Annotated in this window: 15 protein-coding genes and 1 pseudogene; 3 read left to right on the forward strand and 13 right to left on the reverse strand. The window is 53.0% G+C overall.

Annotated features, from left to right (window positions below):
- Positions 1 to 162: 162 nt before the first annotated feature.
- The 6 genes from dtpD to MKS11_RS08045 all read right to left on the reverse strand — a co-directional run bounded on the left by dtpD (position 163) and on the right by MKS11_RS08045 (position 8,779).
- On the reverse strand, positions 163 to 1,638 hold the full coding sequence (dtpD, locus tag MKS11_RS08020; RefSeq protein WP_087771452.1) for a dipeptide permease DtpD: 1,476 nt from the start codon (positions 1,636 to 1,638) through the stop codon (positions 163 to 165).
- Positions 1,639 to 1,697: 59 nt separating this feature from the next.
- Positions 1,698 to 3,845 carry a lysine decarboxylase CadA gene (gene cadA / locus MKS11_RS08025; RefSeq protein ID WP_002892486.1) on the reverse strand — a complete coding sequence of 716 codons (2,148 nt, stop codon included), beginning with the start codon at positions 3,843 to 3,845 and terminating at the stop codon, positions 1,698 to 1,700.
- An 82-nt stretch (positions 3,846 to 3,927) separates the two neighbouring features.
- Positions 3,928 to 5,262 carry a cadaverine/lysine antiporter gene (cadB, locus tag MKS11_RS08030; protein ID WP_017898811.1) on the reverse strand — a complete coding sequence of 445 codons (1,335 nt, stop codon included), beginning with the start codon at positions 5,260 to 5,262 and terminating at the stop codon, positions 3,928 to 3,930.
- A 365-nt stretch (positions 5,263 to 5,627) separates the two neighbouring features.
- Positions 5,628 to 7,196 carry a lysine decarboxylation/transport transcriptional activator CadC gene (gene cadC, locus MKS11_RS08035; RefSeq protein ID WP_284109470.1) on the reverse strand — a complete coding sequence of 523 codons (1,569 nt, stop codon included), beginning with the start codon at positions 7,194 to 7,196 and terminating at the stop codon, positions 5,628 to 5,630.
- 289 nt (positions 7,197 to 7,485) lie between these two features.
- The gene (locus MKS11_RS08040) at positions 7,486 to 7,758 is read right to left on the reverse strand and encodes a DUF1471 domain-containing protein (protein ID WP_004202387.1); all 273 of its coding nucleotides are present in this window, start codon (positions 7,756 to 7,758) and stop codon (positions 7,486 to 7,488) included.
- 100 nt (positions 7,759 to 7,858) lie between these two features.
- Positions 7,859 to 8,779, reverse strand: coding sequence for a Kdo(2)-lipid IV(A) acyltransferase (locus tag MKS11_RS08045; RefSeq protein WP_284109471.1), 921 nt, complete (start codon positions 8,777 to 8,779; stop codon positions 7,859 to 7,861).
- A gap of 508 nt (positions 8,780 to 9,287) precedes the next feature.
- Between MKS11_RS08045 and MKS11_RS08050 the strand changes: the two genes are divergently transcribed.
- A complete protein-coding gene (locus MKS11_RS08050; RefSeq protein ID WP_004202384.1) occupies positions 9,288 to 10,154 on the forward strand; it encodes a GNAT family N-acetyltransferase in 867 nt (288 codons plus the stop codon).
- 72 nt (positions 10,155 to 10,226) lie between these two features.
- Here MKS11_RS08050 and MKS11_RS08055 read toward each other — a convergent pair whose 3' ends face one another.
- Both MKS11_RS08055 and MKS11_RS08060 read right to left on the reverse strand, forming a co-directional pair.
- Positions 10,227 to 11,531, reverse strand: coding sequence for a citrate synthase (locus MKS11_RS08055; protein ID WP_087771455.1), 1,305 nt, complete (start codon positions 11,529 to 11,531; stop codon positions 10,227 to 10,229).
- A 45-nt stretch (positions 11,532 to 11,576) separates the two neighbouring features.
- Positions 11,577 to 11,717, reverse strand: a complete 141-nt coding sequence (locus MKS11_RS08060; RefSeq protein ID WP_165453490.1) for a hypothetical protein — start codon at positions 11,715 to 11,717, stop codon at positions 11,577 to 11,579.
- Between the two features lie 302 nt (positions 11,718 to 12,019).
- Between MKS11_RS08060 and MKS11_RS08065 the strand changes: the two genes are divergently transcribed.
- Complete coding sequence (locus MKS11_RS08065; RefSeq protein ID WP_023319874.1) at positions 12,020 to 12,190, forward strand: hypothetical protein; 171 nt, start codon at positions 12,020 to 12,022, stop codon at positions 12,188 to 12,190.
- A gap of 78 nt (positions 12,191 to 12,268) precedes the next feature.
- On the opposite strand, the gene uraH is transcribed toward MKS11_RS08065, so the two are convergent.
- Positions 12,269 to 12,670, reverse strand: a complete 402-nt coding sequence (uraH, locus tag MKS11_RS08070) for a hydroxyisourate hydrolase (RefSeq protein ID WP_002892366.1) — start codon at positions 12,668 to 12,670, stop codon at positions 12,269 to 12,271.
- Positions 12,671 to 13,062: 392 nt separating this feature from the next.
- Positions 13,063 to 13,356 carry a hypothetical protein gene (locus MKS11_RS08075; protein WP_004202381.1) on the reverse strand — a complete coding sequence of 98 codons (294 nt, stop codon included), beginning with the start codon at positions 13,354 to 13,356 and terminating at the stop codon, positions 13,063 to 13,065.
- Between the two features lie 298 nt (positions 13,357 to 13,654).
- Between MKS11_RS08075 and MKS11_RS08080 the strand changes: the two are divergent.
- Positions 13,655 to 13,792 (forward strand): annotated as a pseudogene (locus tag MKS11_RS08080) (integrase); the annotation flags it as partial.
- A gap of 225 nt (positions 13,793 to 14,017) precedes the next feature.
- Here the strand turns inward: MKS11_RS08080 and MKS11_RS08085 are convergent.
- From MKS11_RS08085 to MKS11_RS08095, 3 genes are read right to left on the reverse strand one after another with little or no spacing between them, the layout of a single operon-like run.
- Complete coding sequence (locus MKS11_RS08085; RefSeq protein ID WP_284109472.1) at positions 14,018 to 14,740, reverse strand: gp53-like domain-containing protein; 723 nt, start codon at positions 14,738 to 14,740, stop codon at positions 14,018 to 14,020.
- A 31-nt stretch (positions 14,741 to 14,771) separates the two neighbouring features.
- Positions 14,772 to 14,975: a hypothetical protein gene (locus MKS11_RS08090; protein ID WP_284109473.1), complete on the reverse strand. Its 204-nt coding sequence runs from the start codon at positions 14,973 to 14,975 to the stop codon at positions 14,772 to 14,774.
- 10 nt (positions 14,976 to 14,985) lie between these two features.
- Entirely contained in the window at positions 14,986 to 17,598 is a 2,613-nt protein-coding gene (locus MKS11_RS08095) for a hypothetical protein (protein ID WP_284109474.1), read from the reverse strand.
- Positions 17,599 to 17,660: the final 62 nt, after the last annotated feature.

Consider the following 17,660-nt stretch of genomic DNA (forward strand, 5'->3'; position numbering starts at 1 on the left):
ATTTTTTATCGTTGGCTTCCGCGCCTGCCAGAATATCCTCCTCCTGTTCACTACGCTGTGCAAGGAGCGGCTTTGCGCTCCGCTGTTGATGGAATACCCCCGGTCGCGCTGCGCTTACCGGGGCGATAAATCGCGCTGGCCGATAGCCCGCCGGGACGCGCATCAGGCGCCGCCGCCGGGAAGTTCGCCAGCCGCCGCGCGGCGTTTGCCGACGCTACAGGCTGCGGCAAAGGCGATAATCACCATCACCGCCACGCAGCCGAGGGTCCATTCCCCCATCTGCGAGAAGAAATGCTGATAGGCGGCAATCGCCGTATCGCTGATTTGCGATTCGGTGGTCTGCTGGGCGACCACGCCCGCCAGCCAGTTGGCCACCGCGCCGGTGGCCAGCATGTAGATCCCGGTCAACACCCCGGTGACGCCGGGCATGTTCAGGCGGGTGATTTGCGCCATCGCCACCGGGTCGATAAACAGTTCGGCAAAGCCCATCATCGCCAGCCCGGCGACCATCATGCCCATCGAGGCCTGACCGTCAGCCGCGCCGTGGCGGGCATTCAGCGCCAGCAGCATAAATCCGCCGCCCATCAGCAGCAGGCCGAATGCGAATTTCAGCCACACTTTTAACACCGAGCGGGTTCGCCCTTCCGGGCGGATCAGCCACGCCAGGATCACGCCGGCCGCCATCACCGCCACCGCATTAACCGACTGGAACAGCGCCGTCGGCACCTCCCAGTTCAGCAGGCGGCGGTTAACAAAGTGGTCGATAAACAGGCTAATCGAGCTCCCGCCCTGCTGCGCCAGCACCCAGAACAGCGTCCCGGCAAGCATCAGCAGGACGATCTGCCATAGCGCGCGACGATGCTCGGGCGCTTTGATCATGATCCGCGCCACCATCTGGGCGGCAAACAAGCAGACGATCGCCAGCAGATAGCCGGACCAGTTGTTTTGCAGTAGCAGCGTGAAGAACACCGGCGCCAGGCACAGCATCACCAGCAGCCAGCCCCAGGTCGGCAGCACGAATTTCACCGCCCGCAGCGCCGGTTTATCGACGCCGCGGGTATGCCGGAAATGGCGGCTGCCGCTTAAGAAAATCATCAGTCCGATGAACATACCGATTCCCGCCAGGGCGAAGCCGATATGCCAGCCGTACCACTGGGCCGCCAGCCCGCAGGCGATGGGCGCGGCGATGGAGCCGACATTGCCGGCGGCGTACAGCAGCGAGAAGCCGCCGTCGCGACGCGGATCGTCGTGGGCGTAGAGTTCGCCAAGCAGGCAGCTGATATTGGATTTGAACAGGCCATAGCCGCAGATAATGATCGCCAGCGCGACGTACAGGCTCCATGCGGAGGTCGACTCAACGCCCAGCACCACGTGGCCGAGAGTCATCAACAGCGCCCCGGCAATCACCGCCGTGCGGTTGCCGAGCAGACGGTCGGCAAGCCAGCCGCCGAGAATAGGGGTAACGTAAACCAGAGATGCGTAAGCGCTGAACAGGCTGATGGCGTGGCTGTCGTCGAAGCCAAGCTGGTGGGTGAGGTAGAGGATGAGTAAGGCGCGCATGCCGTAAAAGCTGAAGTACTCCCAGATCTGGATCGCAACGATGTAGTAAATCGCGCGCGGCTGTGAGGGTGTTTTCATGTGTTCTCCTTGCAGCGTGAAAAAGGGAAGTGGCAAGCCACTTCCCTGGTGTGCGTCTATTACTTGTTATTCTCTTCTTTCAGCACTTTAACGGTGTAACGACCATCCGCCTGACGATAGGCGCCGTGGATATCGGTTTCGAAGCCCGGGTAGTGGGCGCCGATTTCGCACAGCATCTGCAGGAACTCCAGCACCGGACGGCTCTCTTCGGTGATCATTTCACCCGGCATCACCAGCGGCACTCCCGGAGGATACGGCAGGATCATGTTGGCGTTGACGCGGCCGACCATCTCTTCGAGGTACACTTCTTCCGTCTGACCGTGCAGCTCTTTCTGGAACGCGGCATACGGGGTCATCACCATCGATGGCAGCACTTCGAAGGCGCGGAACATCAGATCCGGCAGGTTGTGGTGCTCAATCAGTTTGTGAATGTTCTGCGCCAGGTCCTGAATACGCATGTTCTCATAGAATTCAGGATCTTCACGGTACAGCGACGGCAGCATGTTTTTCACCCGCAGGTTCAGGTCGAACGCGCGTTTGAAGTCGGTCAGCGCACGCAGCAGGCTCAGCGCTTTGGTTTTGTCGATACCGATGCTGAACAGGAACAGCAGGTTGTACGGACCGGTTTTCTCCACCACGATGCCGTGTTCGTCGAGATATTTCGCCACGATGCTTGCCGGAATACCGAAGTCATCCATGGTGCCGTCTTTCTTCATCCCCGGAGTCAGCAGCGTGACTTTGATCGGGTCGAGGTACATGTGTTCGTTATCGATGTTTTTGAAACCGTGCCATGCACTGTCGGAGCGCAGCGGCCAGCATTCAGGGCCGTCGATATGTTCCGGCTGCCATACGTCGAAGAACCAGCCGTCAGACTCGCCTTTCAGACGTTTGATCTCTTTACGGAACTTGATGGAACGTTCGATAGAGCCGTCGATCAGGCGCTTACCGGCGTTGCCTTTCATCATCGCTGCCGCGGTTTCGGTGGACGCCACGATCCCGTAGTGCGGAGAGGTGGTGGTGTGCATCATGTAGGCTTCGTTAAAGGTCTCTTCGTTAACGTCGCCTTTCACGTGGATCATCGACGCCTGAGAGAACGCCGCCAGCAGTTTGTGCGTGGACTGGGTTTCGTAAATCACTTTCCCTTCGACGCGGCCGCCGCTCATCCCGCATTTGCCTTCATAGATCGGCGAGAAGTTGGTGTAAGGCACCCACGCGGAGTCAAAGTGGATGGATTTCACATCCAGGGTTTTCTTGATGAAGTCAGTGTTGTACAGCAGACCATCGTAAGTCGAGTTGGTGATCACCGCGTGTACCGGCCAGGTCGCGTTCGGCGTCTCTTTCACACGCTTGGCGATAGTCGCGTGCTGGAATTCGCTCTGCGGGATACCGCCGAGGATGCCGTAGGCGTTACGGGTCGGACGGAAGTAGATCGGCGTAATGTCGCTCATCATCATCAGGTGAGTCAGCGATTTGTGGCAGTTACGGTCAATCAATACGGTGCTGCCGGCCGGCGCGGAGTACATACCGACGATTTTGTTGGCGGTAGAGGTGCCGTTGGTCACCATATAGCTGCGTTCAGCATTGAATACGCGAGCGATATACTCTTCCGCTTCTTTGTGCGGGCCGCTGTGGTCCAGCAGGGAACCCAGTTCAGAAACCGAAATCGAGATATCGGATTTCATGGTGTTGGAGCCAAAGAAATCGTAGAAGATGCTGCCTACCGGGCTTTTCTGGAAGGCGGTACCGCCCATGTGGCCCGGGGTACAGAAGGTGTATTTGCCTTCACGCACATATTTGAACAGCGCTTTGGTCAGCGGCGGCAGAATGGTGTCGATATATTCGTCAGTGTTCTGTTTGATTTTGTTCGCGATATCTTCCGCAGCGCCCAGCGCATATTCGAAGAAGCGAACCTGCATGCGCAGATCGTTCAGGCTAACGTCCAGCGTGGAGTAGGTGTTAGCGAACGCATACAGCGGCATGTACTCGTTCATTTTGCTGATTTCTTCGCACAGCTCGAGATTGTATTTATCCCAGTCGAAGATCACGCCGCACAGACGAGAGTTGTTTTCGATCAGTTTTAATAAGTCGTCACGGTCGTTCGGGTAGACAATGCGGAAGTCCAGGCGTTCGAGAGCACGATGCAGTTCACGGATGGGTTCTTCTTTGAAGTAAACCCCCATGTGATTCATGATTGCAATAACGTTCATAGTCAAATCTCCAGATGTAGAAAGCCCCTCCCGTCGCGCTATGACAGGTGATGGAAGGAGCCTCAGGAAAAAGGGTTACTGATTAGTGCGCGTTAGCGGGGCTGTTGCTATCCGATGTGTTGTTCTGGCGCTGGTGCATTTTGCGACCGTAGAACATCAGGATAATCAGGCTAACGATAAAGGTGCCGGCCAGTTCGAAGGAGCTTGCGCCCATCAGCGCGATGAAGCAGAACACGCAACCCAGTACCGAACAAATCAGGCTGACAAAGTTACGGATGTTGATGCCTTCAAAACGAATCAGGTCAACACAGGAGTAGAAGTAAGGCAGCATGGTCAGCAGTACCGCGATACCGGTCAGTTCGCCGAACAGGTCAGAGGCTTTACCACCGGCGGAGTTCATCAGGGTAATCAGCACCATCAGCGCGGTCATTTTCACTGCGGCCAGCAGCAGGCCTTTTTTCGGGATACCGTTGCTATCAACTTCGCCATACACTTTCGGGAAGTTGCCGTCGTTGGCGGCGCGGACACCGGCCTGGCCAACCAGCATCATCCACGAGCCCAGAGAAGTCAGGCAGGCAAAGGCGGTGAAAGCGGATACCATCGGCGCAGCCCAGCCGCCGAGAATAGTAGAGGCGCTAATCGCGAACGGCGCACCCGACGCGGCCATCTGAGAAGCAGGATACATACCGGCGATAACCTGAGTCGCGGCGATATAGACGATACCGGCCATCGCAGTACCCAGCATGGTAGCCAGCGGTACGGTACGTTTCGGGTTTTTCACCATCCCGGTACTCACGGCGGCGGATTCTACGCCAACGAAGGCCCACAGGCAGAGCAGGATACTTTTAATGACCGCGTGGCTATCGGTGGAGCTGGAGGTGTTCCAGTTCGCCTGATAGGTAGCGACATCAAACCAGTGCCAGCCGACGACCGCGGTCATCACCACTGGAATAAGCACCAGCACCAGACCAATGGTGGTCAGACGGCTGACCCAGGTCCCGCCGAGCATATTAACGAAAGTAAAGATCCACACGATGGCAATACAGGCAATCCCTGCTGGCACCGGGTTATTTAAAATGGGGAAGAACGTAGACAGATAAGAAACCGCGGTAATCCCGATAGCCAGGTTACCAATCCAGTTTGCATGATAATAAAGCACACCGGTCTGGAAACCGAATGCCGGAGATATTTCCCCTGCGTAAGCAATTGGGCCACCCTGCTGCGGGTTTTTAGTGGCCAGTCGGGCATAAACATAAGCCAGAGACATCGCACCAATAATTGAAATCACCCAGCCCCAAATGGCAATACCACCGATGCTGGCCAGGTTCGCAGGTAATAATGCAATACCGCTCCCCATCATATTACCGGCGACAACACCGGTACAGGCAAATAGCCCGATCTTCTTGGCAGAACTCATGGTTGTTTTTCTCCTAAGTTTATTTGGGAGGTACAGATCATGATACAGAACCATTAATTGACCCGACCAACTACCAACAAGATTACTGATTTGTACGAGATAAGTCCTAAAGATAAAGTGAAATAACAACAAACATCAGACAAATGATATTTTGACCTTTTTCGCTTAACATATAAACATGACAACAGGGTGTCATAAAAAGATAAAAATTGTTGTTTTACATGCACTTAAACCAGATTCAGTGTGTTGCCGAACTGTTATTTAAAGCCTCCTGAATGCTAAATATAAATAACAACAAGAGGCTTCATGAGAAACATAAATTTAACCTCACCATGCCCAAAACCTTGTACACGATGAGGGTTTACTTATTCTGAAGAGAGGAAATTATCGAGATACGGAACCACCCGGTTGACCGACGTCTGGAAAACCCCGTTTTCAATCCAGTACAATGTGTCTCCCCCGGGGCGTAAATTAAACGCCGTAATGTAAGAATCTGCTGCCAGCCGGTTCTCACCTTTCATCTCATAGACTTTGCCTAACAGCACATAATTCAGCCACGACATCTCTAAATCGATCGCACTGTTAATCGCGGTATTCGCTTCATCGACTTTGCCCTTCCCCAGCAAATCCACCGCTTTTATTTGATAATAAATCGCCATGTCTTTAATACCTGGCATCTCCCCTACCCGTTCAACTTCGCTATAGAGGGCTGCCAGCTGTTTATCATCCAGCGGCTGTTGTGAATGACGTAATACATCCACCAGCGTCTTTTCGGCATACGCGTAAATAAAATCAGGCGCCCGTTTAATCACATCATCCAGCAGGCTGCTGGCTTTGCTAAATGAGTCAACATCGCCCTTCATTAACAGCTGATGCGACTGGTAGAAATAGGTTAACGCCACGCTTTGCGACGGCTGATACTGCCTGAGCATCGCCTGCATCCGCGCCGGCCACGGCTGCGTCAGGGCATCCGACAGGCTGTTCATCAGATCGTTCTGGATGGTGAGCTGGTTGTCATTGGTCACAAAGTAGCGCTTATCGAGCATCGTCGAGCTGTCGGCATTATCCACCAACTGGACCGACATAAAGCACTGCTGCGCCCGGTAGTGGCGCTGATTGACGAACTCAATGGTTAGCGTTTTACCGGAACTGCTCGGCTCATTGATGTTGTAGTCCGTTTTGTCATGCACCATAAAGGTCGAGAAGGTGTTCAGCGAGGTGGTGATCAGGCTGGCCAGGCCGACCGCGTAGGAGTGCTGCGACGACCAGTTGGTGCAGGAGTTACCATTCACCAGGTGGATATCGATATCGCGCGGATTAAGCAACAGGCGCGCCTTGTTGACCGGCGGCCGCGATTCCATGCTCGACAGCGCCACCAGCGCCACGCAGGTGCCCAGCGCCAACAGGAACAGTCCCCACACCAGGGCGGTGGTGAGCCGTTTACGCACTGACGGCGCGCTGGCCACTGTCGGAGCGGGAGCTGGCACGGCGGGATCGGCGGCGGAGACGGGCGCATCGGGCGGCGCACCGGCAGCCGGCGGCGCGGTCGCGGCGACCGAAGGCGAAGGCGTCAGCGCCTCCATCTGTGGGGCGAGTTCCTCCCCTTCTTCGGTGCACCAGATCACCGGCACCGTGAGCTTATACCCCCGTTTGGGTACCGTCGCGATGTACTCAAGGCTAACGTCGTCGCCGTCTTTGAGCGACTTGCGCAGTTCAGAAATACTCTGCGTGACGACGTGGCTGGTCACAACGTTCCGGGTCCAGACGTTTTCGATAAGCTCGTCCCGACTAAGCACTTCCCCCGGATGGCGAGCGAAAAAGACCAGAAGGTCGATTAAACGCGGTTCAAGGGTAAGCTGGCGCCCCTTCCTGCTGATTTGGTTTACAGAGGGGGTTACCAGCCATTCACCGACGCGAACAACAGGTTGTAGCATACAAGAAAGCCCCAGACAAAAAGGGAAAGGCGCGATGATAACACATTTGTCCTACCTATTTTTGCCAGGGGTCACTCCCTCAGGCATTAGGTCAGAATTGGCTCTTTATTAACAATAAAAAGCAATAATTCATTAACATCGTGATCATGAAATCTATATATAGCGATAAAAAACGTTTTCGCTTCCGCTTAGCCGTCGGAACGTGGGCAGCGGAAAAAAATAAGCCCGGAGGCGTAATGCGCTCCAGGCTCAGTCAATGGCGTGCCGTTATGGCACGCGGAAGAATCGATTATTTATACACTTCCGCTGTGGCTTCAAAGTTAGGACCGTGCTCACGCGCAGCAGTAATCACGTAGTACTTTCCGCCTTTCTCATCGGCCAGCTTAGAGAGCTGATCGTGCAGATCGGAAGGTGAAGAGAACTGCCCACCTGACGGCCCCACCGAGATCGGTCCGACCTTGGTCAGTTTGAAGTGTTTAGCTTCTTCTTTGGTGATCAACTGCGCGGCGGACGCGCCAAATGCAACGGCGGAAAGGGCTAACGCGACTATCACTTTTTTCATCCTGCAATCTCCTTGGAATGGGCCTTAGATCAGGCTCTTTCAGTATAGACGGCGATTTAATAAGCGTGCTACCGGTGCGCTGATTTTTTGGCCGCAGCGTTCAGTAACGCGGCGGCACCCCTTCCGGGCGGGTCTTAAAGCGCCGGTGCAGCCACATATATTGTTCAGGCGCCATCAGGATGTACTGTTCGATAATCTGGTTCATCCACGCCGCGGTAACCTCGGCGCTGGCCAGCGGCGGCGTGCGCTCCGGCGTCAGGGAGATCAGCTCATATCCCATACCGTTAGGCTTGCGTCGCGGAACAAACGGCACAATCGTCGCCCCGGACATCTTCGCCAGCATCCAGGTGCCGGTGGTGGTCGCCGCCTGCTCGACAGCAAACAGCGGCGCAAAAACGCTGCTGGCCGGCCCGTAATCATGATCCGGCGCGTACCAGAGGATCTCTCCCTCTTTCAGCGCCCTGACCATGCCTTTCAGATTTTTTCGATCCAGCATGGTCTTGTTCGAGCGCAAGCGTCCCCAGGTCTGCAGCCAGTCAATCAGCGGGTTATCATTGGGCCGGTAGACGCCGATCCCCGGGGTAAACATGCCATACATTCTCGCCCCCATTTCGAGGGTCAGAAAATGGATACCGATCAGTAAGATGCCCTGCTTTTGTTCCAGAAGTTCGACCACCTCGTTTACGCCGCTGGTCTCGGTCCAGCGCGCCACCCGGTGCGTCGGCCAGAACCAGGCCATGCCGGTCTCCATCAGCCCCATGCCCAGCGATTCAAAGTTTTTCACCAGCAGTGCCTCACGCTCGGCGACGCTCATCGCGGGAAAGCAGAGTTCGAGATTACGTCTGGCAATCCGTGCGCGGCTTTTCATCACCCGCATTGCCAGCCGCCCGAGCGCAGTGCCCAGTCGGTAGATCACCGGATACGGTAATTGCACCAGCAGCCATAAGAGGCCAATTCCCAGCCATAACAGCCAGTAACGCGGGTGCAACAGCGCGCGGGAAAATTTGGGTAAATTTGACATAGTAATCCTGTTAATTCACTCAATAATAGCTGAGCAAAAACCGCGAAATAAAGTAGCGGATCCTGCCGGTTGTATTTTTCCAATTCGTGCGGTAACACTAAGACACAAAGCACGATATTATACGTTGTTCAATCACTAATTTCAGTCTTGCGATTGCGGCTACTCTATTATTAGCCACATCGCGTAAAACTTCCTTTTTTACGCATAAAAAAATAAACCAGACCTCTACAGCGCGACTGGTTGCCCAAAAAACAAACAGCATATTTTCTCATCGCCTGTTGCATTGGCCCCTTGGTTGCTCTGCAGCACGGAGATAACGTGCTGCGCGGCGGGATGTTCAACGTCATTTGTGACGCCTTCATGCGGTTATTTGTGACTCGGGCAAAGGTTAAGCATCGACATTGCGGATCCTTTTCCCAGATATGCTACGTTTACAGCGCTCATTCGACGCAAGTGCCTTTGCCGACGTCGTCGCTTTCAGAAGCCATAGTGAGAAGGAACTATGACAATGAATTATCAATTAGTGAAGCAAGTCAGAGAAAATAACATATTAAGAAAAAGCTTCATTGACCTTGCCGTTAAGACTTTCGACCTGTCTTTTGAAGAGTGGTATCAGCAAGGTTACTGGACCGACGCCTATATCCCCTACGCCTTTGTCGAACGTAATAAAATTATCGCTAACGCCTCGGCCAACATCATCGATCTGCGCTGGCAGGGCGAGCCCCGGCGGTATATTCAGATTGGTACCGTGATGACCGAACCGGACCACCGCAATAAGGGATTAGCCGGCCAGCTTATCCACCATATTCTGCAGGACTGGCAGCAGGAGGCGGACGCCTTCTTTTTATTTGCCAATCCCACCACGGTGGATTTTTACCCCAAATTTGGTTTCACCCGCAGCGAAGAGCATCAATATATTATGCCGGTCGCTCCGCGCGCCGGTGATTTTCGCAAACTGGATATGGACAGCGCTGACGATGTCGCCCTGCTCCGCCATTACTATGAAAAATCCAACCCGTTCTCACCGCTGCGGGTGGAGCACAACTTTGGCCTGCTGATGTTTTACTGCTCAGCCTTTATGAAGCATTTCGTTTACTATTCGGCAAAAAATGAGGCGGTGGTTATCGCCATGCAAAACGGTCCGGTGCTGATCTGCTTTGACCTGTTCTGCGATGCGGGCAAAAGCCTGTCGACGCTGGTCAACGAGCTGGCCGATGACCATGTTTACCAGGCTATCCTCGGCTTTACCCCCAATGAAGACCGGCTCGGCGAGTACGAGAAGATTGAGGGAGAAGATATCCTCTTTGTCTATGACCAGAAGGAAAACTTGTTTAAAGACAGGAAGTTGATGTTTCCTTTGCTGGCGCATGCCTGACGGCGCCGCGCCGTCAGGCCGATCAGTTATAGGTCACCACGAAGGTCGCGCTGGCGTTCGCCTCACCCGCTGTCACTGCGGGCCCGTTGACCGCTCGCCGCGTCGGGAGACGTAATCCCGATACTCCTCGCCAACGTAAATCTGCCGTGGCCGGTAGATGGTCAGCGGCGCCTGGTGCATCTCGTTCCAGTGCGCCACCCAGCCGACCGTCCGGCCGACCGCGGTGACCACCGCAAACATCGACGAAGGCAGATTCATCGCCTTGAGGATCACCGCGGTATAAAAATCCACGCTTGGCGACAGGCCATTGTCCACAAAGTAGGGATCGGTCAGCGCCACGTCCTCAAGGGCCATCGCCACCTGCAGCAGACGGTCAGACATGCCTACCTCCGCCAGGACCCGATGGCTGGTTTCACGCAGGATATCGGCGCGCGGGTCACGGTGACGGTAGCGCGAGTTGCCAAAACCGAGGCGGCGAAATGCCTGCGGGTCGCGCTTTGCCTGACGCAGAAACGCCGGAACCTGATCGACGCTTTCAATTTCCTCCAGCATCCGCATGCTCGACTCATTGGCGCCGCCGTGCATCGGTCCCCATAATGATGCCAGCCCGGCGGCGACGCAGGCGAATAAGTTCGCTCCGGAGGAGCCCGCCGCGCGCACCGTGGTGGTGGAGGCGCACTGCCCGTGATCGGCATGCAGGACCAGGATCTGGTTCATCGCCTGCTCGATAACCGGATTGAGGACGTACTTTTCGGCCGGGATAGCAAACAGCATCTGCAGGAAATTTCCGGCATAGGAGAGATCGTTGCGCGGATAGGCGGCGGGTTGTTCAATGGTGTACTTGTAGCTCATGGCGGCGATAGTGGGCATTTTCGACAGCAGCCGCGTGGCGGCCAGCGCCCGATGCTGCGGATTTTCCACGTCCAGAACATCATGATAGAACGCCGCCAGCGCCCCCACCAGAGCACACATCAGCGCCATCGGGTGCGAATCGCGGCGAAAGCCGCTACACATGCGGGCTATCTGCTCGTGCACCAGGGTATGGCGGGTGATGGTCTCGCGAAACGTTTGATAGCTGGCCTCATCCGGCGCGTCGCCCCGCAGCATGATGTACGCCACCTCGAGAAAATCACACTGGCGAGCCAGCTGATCCACCGGATAGCCGCGGTGCAGCAGCACGCTGTTTTCCGTATCGATCCACGAGATCGCCGACTGGCATCCGGCGGTGTTGGCAAAGCCAGGGTCGTAGCTGCAGAATCCGGAGTGATTCAGCTCGCGTATGTCGACTCCCACATGGCCCCGGGTTCCCGGCACCTGCGGCAGGGTGATGGGCGTCGGTTGCCCGGCAATAGAAAGCGTTAACGGTGTGGTGCTCATCCTGTCAGTTCCCCCAGCAGCTTATCAGCGACCTGAAGTCATTCTTCAGGCGGAAAGACCAACATAACCAATGTGATGCAGCTTATTCATTGATGTCATCACTATGACTCTGACAAAGAGGATATTTTGCTGGCCTTTCCGGGGAAACAGGCCATCTTTCCCCATCCCATCGTCGGATAGCGGCACAAATCGCCAAGGATAAAGGCGATCAGCGCTGTCAAAATTTACGCTGAGTACAGAAAGGATGAAGAGGAGCTACCATGAATTTTGTGCTGTCGATGACGCTTATCTGCATCGCCATCGCCTGGCTGATGATGAGCCTCCTGCCGGTCTAACCGCCCCACAGTGGCCTGGATAACGCCCCCCTTCCGCCGTGGTCTTCACCGCTGAGGTTTCACCAGAGCCAGACAAGAAGCACTGGTTGCATATCAGGCTGTTGCGTTTTTCCGCCCAGGGGTAGGCTAAAGGCCCACTGTTAAGGAGGTGATATGTCTGGACTGATCAACCCACATGCGGCCCCGGAAGAAGCAGCCTATGCGCTGCTGATTGAGCTGGTTCGCGCCCAGCGCGTGCCGCAATATGAAGGCGATATTTCCGGCCTGCTGGCGATATACGACGAAGCCGTTAAACACTTTAAAGAGAAAGAGCCCGAGCGTTAGGCATGGAGGTCGTTGTGCGGGGAGAGGGTGACGCCTGCGGGAGACGCGCAGGCGTTGGCTGGATAGCGGCTTGGGTCATCAGCTGCCGCGGTAGGTAGAGTATCCGTACTGACTGAGCAGCAGCGGGATATGCAGTTTTTGATTTTGCTTTGTGACATTGAAAATAACCGGAATCACCGGGAAGAACGTATTCATGTTTTGGCTTTTAAAATAGTCACCGGTTTTAAACGTCACTTTATAAACCCCCGGCTCCATATTCTCCGCCTGCGGATAGAGCGATTTAATCCGCCCATCGGCATCCGTTTTGCCGGTGGCGATATGCTGCCAGCTCTCCCCTTGCTGCTTATCCAGCTCAATCTGCACACCCGGCGAAGGGAGCCCGGTTTGCTGATTAAGAATGTGTACGCTGAGCGTGCCCTCTGGCGCCGCCAGCGCGCTGAAGCTGAGAAGGGAAATTACGGAGGCGATAACTAATTTCATAATCGTGACCTTTTGGGCAAGTGAAAGTGCCCTAACTATAGTCAGGGCGGCGGGGAAAAAAATTAAACTTTTTGTTATCAGATTGAGTTGATGGGTACTGTCTCCACACACAACACGCTGAACCGGTTTTGTCGTGAGAAGAGGGAGTGTCTTATGTGTGAGTAACCCCGTGCTCTTCGTAACAGGATACGTGGCACTTAATCCGCCAGAGAGGGAAAAAGATTAGCTGGGGTCAAATATCACAAGGTTAAATAATATATGCCGTGGCCTCTGCCGCCTCTAACAGAACAGTGCTTACTGCAAATGGCCTGCCGTATTCGAAATAATCATTTAATATTATTTAACCTACAATTCCAGTGTAAGTAATCACCTGGTTCAGATAATGATTATTATCATTGATTCTCTTGTCGCCACGCCTTCACCATTTCCTTTGTTACCTCTTTCTTGTAGCAAATAGGTGAGTACCCACCAGCTTTGCTCCAGGCACTGCGGCCACCGCACGAGCTGCCGTTCCGGGCGGTATTGAAGGGACAGGCACAGGTACCGGGATAGGATGCGACAGAGTCATCAATAATTCTTTGCCTGACCTGATCATCGCTTAAGGAATTCGATTTGGCGATGGAAATATCTGATGCAAAGACACACACAACAGCGAATACGGAGATGGCGACGAATTTGATGTTCATTTGGATCTTTCCAGGCAGTGGATGAACATCGAGGGTATGCTTTCAAATAGTGTTCAATATTGATCTTTAACAACTGTACTTCACGCCAGCTTAAAATGCGATACTTAACCCAGTCAGACATAACCTAAAGCTATAATGACTATTAGCCTGTTACCGTCAACATATTTTCACATTCCTGCAGAGCGCTTATTCTGCACTCAGCTATAACCAGCATTAACCATTCTGTTCGATATTACAGAGCCGTAATGCTGTACTCTCACTGGCCATCGTCCGACAGATACTGCAAGACATTAGAATCATCGAAATGGTCCGTCGATATGCTCACCTGGCGCCGAACCACCTGACTGAACACGCACGGAAAATTGAGGCCATTTTTGTCGCTAGCGACACAAATACGACACAAGGAGGAAATCAGGCTGGGTTAAAACTGACATAACTTATTGTTTTTTAATGGCACGCCCTACAGGATTCGAACCTGTGACCTACGGCTTAGAAGTTCCTAGAACTATACACTAATTCATGCACTTACCGCGTCATTCCTGCGCTCACACGTCCCATGATGCGAAAAGTTAGAAAGAGATGAAAACGGTTAAGAAACTATGATTGTCCCAAAACCGTCCCACCCCGCCCCATGCGCTAATTCTTCCAGGCTCATGAGGCATCAGTTACCGATGGCTATCCAGTTGAAGTTATCGACGTTCGCTGTAGTGGTCCCTCCGGCTATCCAGCCATAAACATCCACTCCCGTTTTGGTCAGGTTTGAGAAAGACACAAAACGAGCTGCTGCATCAGAGTTTTTTACAGGCACAAAAACCAAAGCAGAGTTTGGGAATGGCGTAGGGAACACAACGCTACCTGAACGTGAATTAATAACTCCAGAGCCAAACTGAATAATCAGCCCGCCATCAACATCTGGAATCCTTATATAATCAGAGGCGCCGAATATTCTCTTTGCAAACCCTATGTTTGATAACGTCTGGTCGACAGCTTCGCTACCAGCGTCTTTTATTTCTGAGAGGTTATTAGCAGTTTGCAGGCAGGATGTGAAAGTTCCTGCGGTCATCAAGTTCGCAACAATATCGTTCGTTGACCATACGCGCGGTGTGGTCCCCTCCTGACCACGAATTACTGTCATCACGTCACCAGAAACAGACGTGACGTGCATGATTTCGGAAATGGTTTTTGTGGCTGCATCGGTTATCGTTAATTTGAAATAACTCTGGCCAGATACCGGAATGGGGAATAAAGCCCCCGCTCCCGTACCGACGGTAATAACGGTAGCAGATGCGCTAATACCCGCAGCGAGAACACTCTTTGCGTTGTTATTTGCCAATAGCTTCAGCGCCATATTTTCAAACCTTATAATATTGAGTTTTATATGCATCCACCCAGCTCTTTACTGGATGGATGCAAATTTAATCAATGAAAGTTAAAACCGTCCTGGTTGTATCAAACCCACTGCTAAACAGGGCAGCCTGCCCCGCCAAAACAACGTCCAGGATATCCTCGCAGTCAAACTCTGCGAATAACTGAACATCCCGTTCTTTACTGGTTATTTCCAGTAAAACTGTCTCACCCTCAGCTATTTTTGAAGTCGATGGATAAATGAAGTAGTGCATGTATCACCTCTTATGGTAAGTACCAGTACGGACGGGTAACGTAAATCCGCCCGGTAAAGCCTGTGAATTTTAAACCCGGCTGGATGAAGTCATTCCCCTGCCAGTAGTTGCTGGCCGCCTGAGGGAGCATTGCCTGGTAATCAGCACTGGTAATCGGCATCCCCTGTCGTTGAGTTGTCATGTTTATCGCCGCACTTTCAGAAAAGGTTCGACGTATAGGGGTGCTGGTTGCTGTAAACACCTTCGTATCAGCGTCCTGAGTTACCCTTACGCTGTTGCGCAGATAACATGCCATCACTGAAGAAACCATAACATCGCCCACAGCATCAGCTATGCGGATAGATGCGGTACCCCACATTAACTCAAGACTGGTACCTGCTTTCGCTTCATTCGTACAGAACAGCTGTACCACCTCCGATGGGTCAGTAAGTTCAATGATAAACGGCATATAGCCGTCAGGGTCAGCATCTGCCATCGTGCCATAGCGGCATTTCGCATTGCCGGTTTTTAGAGCAGCCCACGCGTAATCAGTGGAGAGCAAATCACCGCCAACATCGCCCGTACTTAACTCAGTAAACCCAAGAACGCGGTTTATCCTGTTTGAGCAGGCATCGCTGTAGCTGTTTGGGAAAGGAGTCCTTAGGTCAATTCCTCTCGGGTTTTCTATAAATACACCAGTATTACTCGGAGGACCCGCCAGAGTCGGATATGGGGTGCAAGGCTTAACCCCCGCCCGGCCAGAAGTATACGATTCGTCGGTGACTTTCAGAGACTGTCCGTAAACCGAACTCGGACACTCGTATTCCTGATAGATGCCATAGTACTCAACGCTCAGGCCAGCAAGCGTTCTCCTTACGTCCCTCTTCACTGCTTTGTCAATGAGAACCGTTGATTGCGAATAGCTTTGCGGGGCATCTTTGAAGACAGTCCGCCCCTGAATGCCTTCTATGTGCCCTGAAACATATTTAAATTCAACCGGGGAAAGCGGACCAATACGCAGCATATGCCGACCAACAAAATCTGTTTTAACACCCTCCAGGGTGAACTCCCCTCCACCCTTAATCCAGAAGGCATCATTCGCAATGTTGCCGAAGGTGCAGTTTTCATAGCGCATATCTTCGCCGAAATTGTAGAATGCTTCTGGCACCTCCATCCCGTTCCAGCAGCGTGAGAAATAACAATCCCTGAAGCCACACATGAAGGTGTAATAAGTTCCCCAGCGATGGTTGGTATGAAAACCTGTGATTTTCATATCGCAAATCATCAGGTTCCGCACATCCAGCTCACACGGAACATCATTACCAAAGACGATCCCCACAGTTTTAATCGTCGGGTTACCGCTGGAATCCAGTGCGTAACCAGGTCCGCGCAGTGTCATCCTCTGCCCGTCCATCGCAAAAAATGGCTTATTACCAACCGCCTGAGTCAAGTATTTGCTCGGAGCTCCTTTCCAGCTTGTTTCGGCCTGATACATAGCCTTTGTCAGTTGAGGAAAATCCTGATTAGAAATCCTGAAACAATAATCACCAACAAAATCTCCCGCCTCAAAATATGGTCCGCCAACGGTGCCGCAACTGATAAAAGGCGGCAGGTCTACTTTCTCTGTTATTTTAAATTCACAGGCAAAGTTAGTCGGCACTATTTTAATGATGCTGGCTACGTTGTTAACCCTTCCATTGGCAACGACCTTATTAATGATTGCGTCCCTGGCCTTTTTTAATACAGGACTAAAGTTTGAACCATCAACGAGAAGACCAGCCAGTCTCAGATCGTACCCCTGACTGATATCAGCTTTCCATCGGGCGCCACCTGGCGTTACAAAAATTGAAATGCCATCGTCCGGCGACGTGCTGTCTGTCGGATCATGCGTAAGAATGGCATTGACGGTGGCCGCCCCAGCGGCCGCCCGCTCCAGAATGATGGACTGCCCGTTATAGGAAGGTTCGATAGCTCTGAGGGTGGAAATGCTCGGGCATTTCCCAATGAAGCCAAACCCTTCGCTTGAACTCAGATTCTGACGAAAAGGGAGAGATGTGTCGCACGCCCATGCACCAGTAACCTCTCCTCCAGTGCCTTCAACAGTTGAGCCTGGAGGGATAACTTTAGGAAATGATCCTGTCCAGTAATAAATATATGTTCCATCACTGACTCGATCTAATTTTGAATTTAACTCACCACCACTTTGGAATGTGATTGTTTGTTTAATGGTGCTTGAAAGAGTAGTGACCGCAGCATCAGCAGCGGATTCGGCTATATCAGCGGATGCACTTGCCTGAGAGGCTGCCATTGCTGCTTGTTTCGCACTTTCTGCAACTACATTAATAGTTTCTGCCGTCATCATGTTGGCAACTAAATCATTAGCCAGCCAATCCCTTGGCGTGGTTCCTTCAGCTCCCCTTTCTATAGTAAAAATGTCACCTGATCTTCCAATGACATTAACTATTTCAACTTGCGCTCCAGTGGCGGCATCGGTGAGAGTGAGCTTAAAGTAGCTCTCACCTGCCACAGCATCAGGGAACTCGGCACCAGTTCCAGCGCTAACGATCAGCGACGTGTCGGTAGCGCTGATAGCAGAAGCCAGCGTGCTTTCTGCGTTGTTTGTAGCCAAAAGGGTTAGTGCCATGTCTCCTCCGGGATATAGGCATAAAAAAACCCGCCGAAGCGGGTTAGTGTGAAATTAAAGGC

This window comes from Klebsiella sp. K5-45 (assembly GCF_030128605.1).
In the GTDB taxonomy this organism is placed as follows: Bacteria; Pseudomonadota; Gammaproteobacteria; order Enterobacterales; family Enterobacteriaceae; genus Klebsiella; species Klebsiella quasipneumoniae.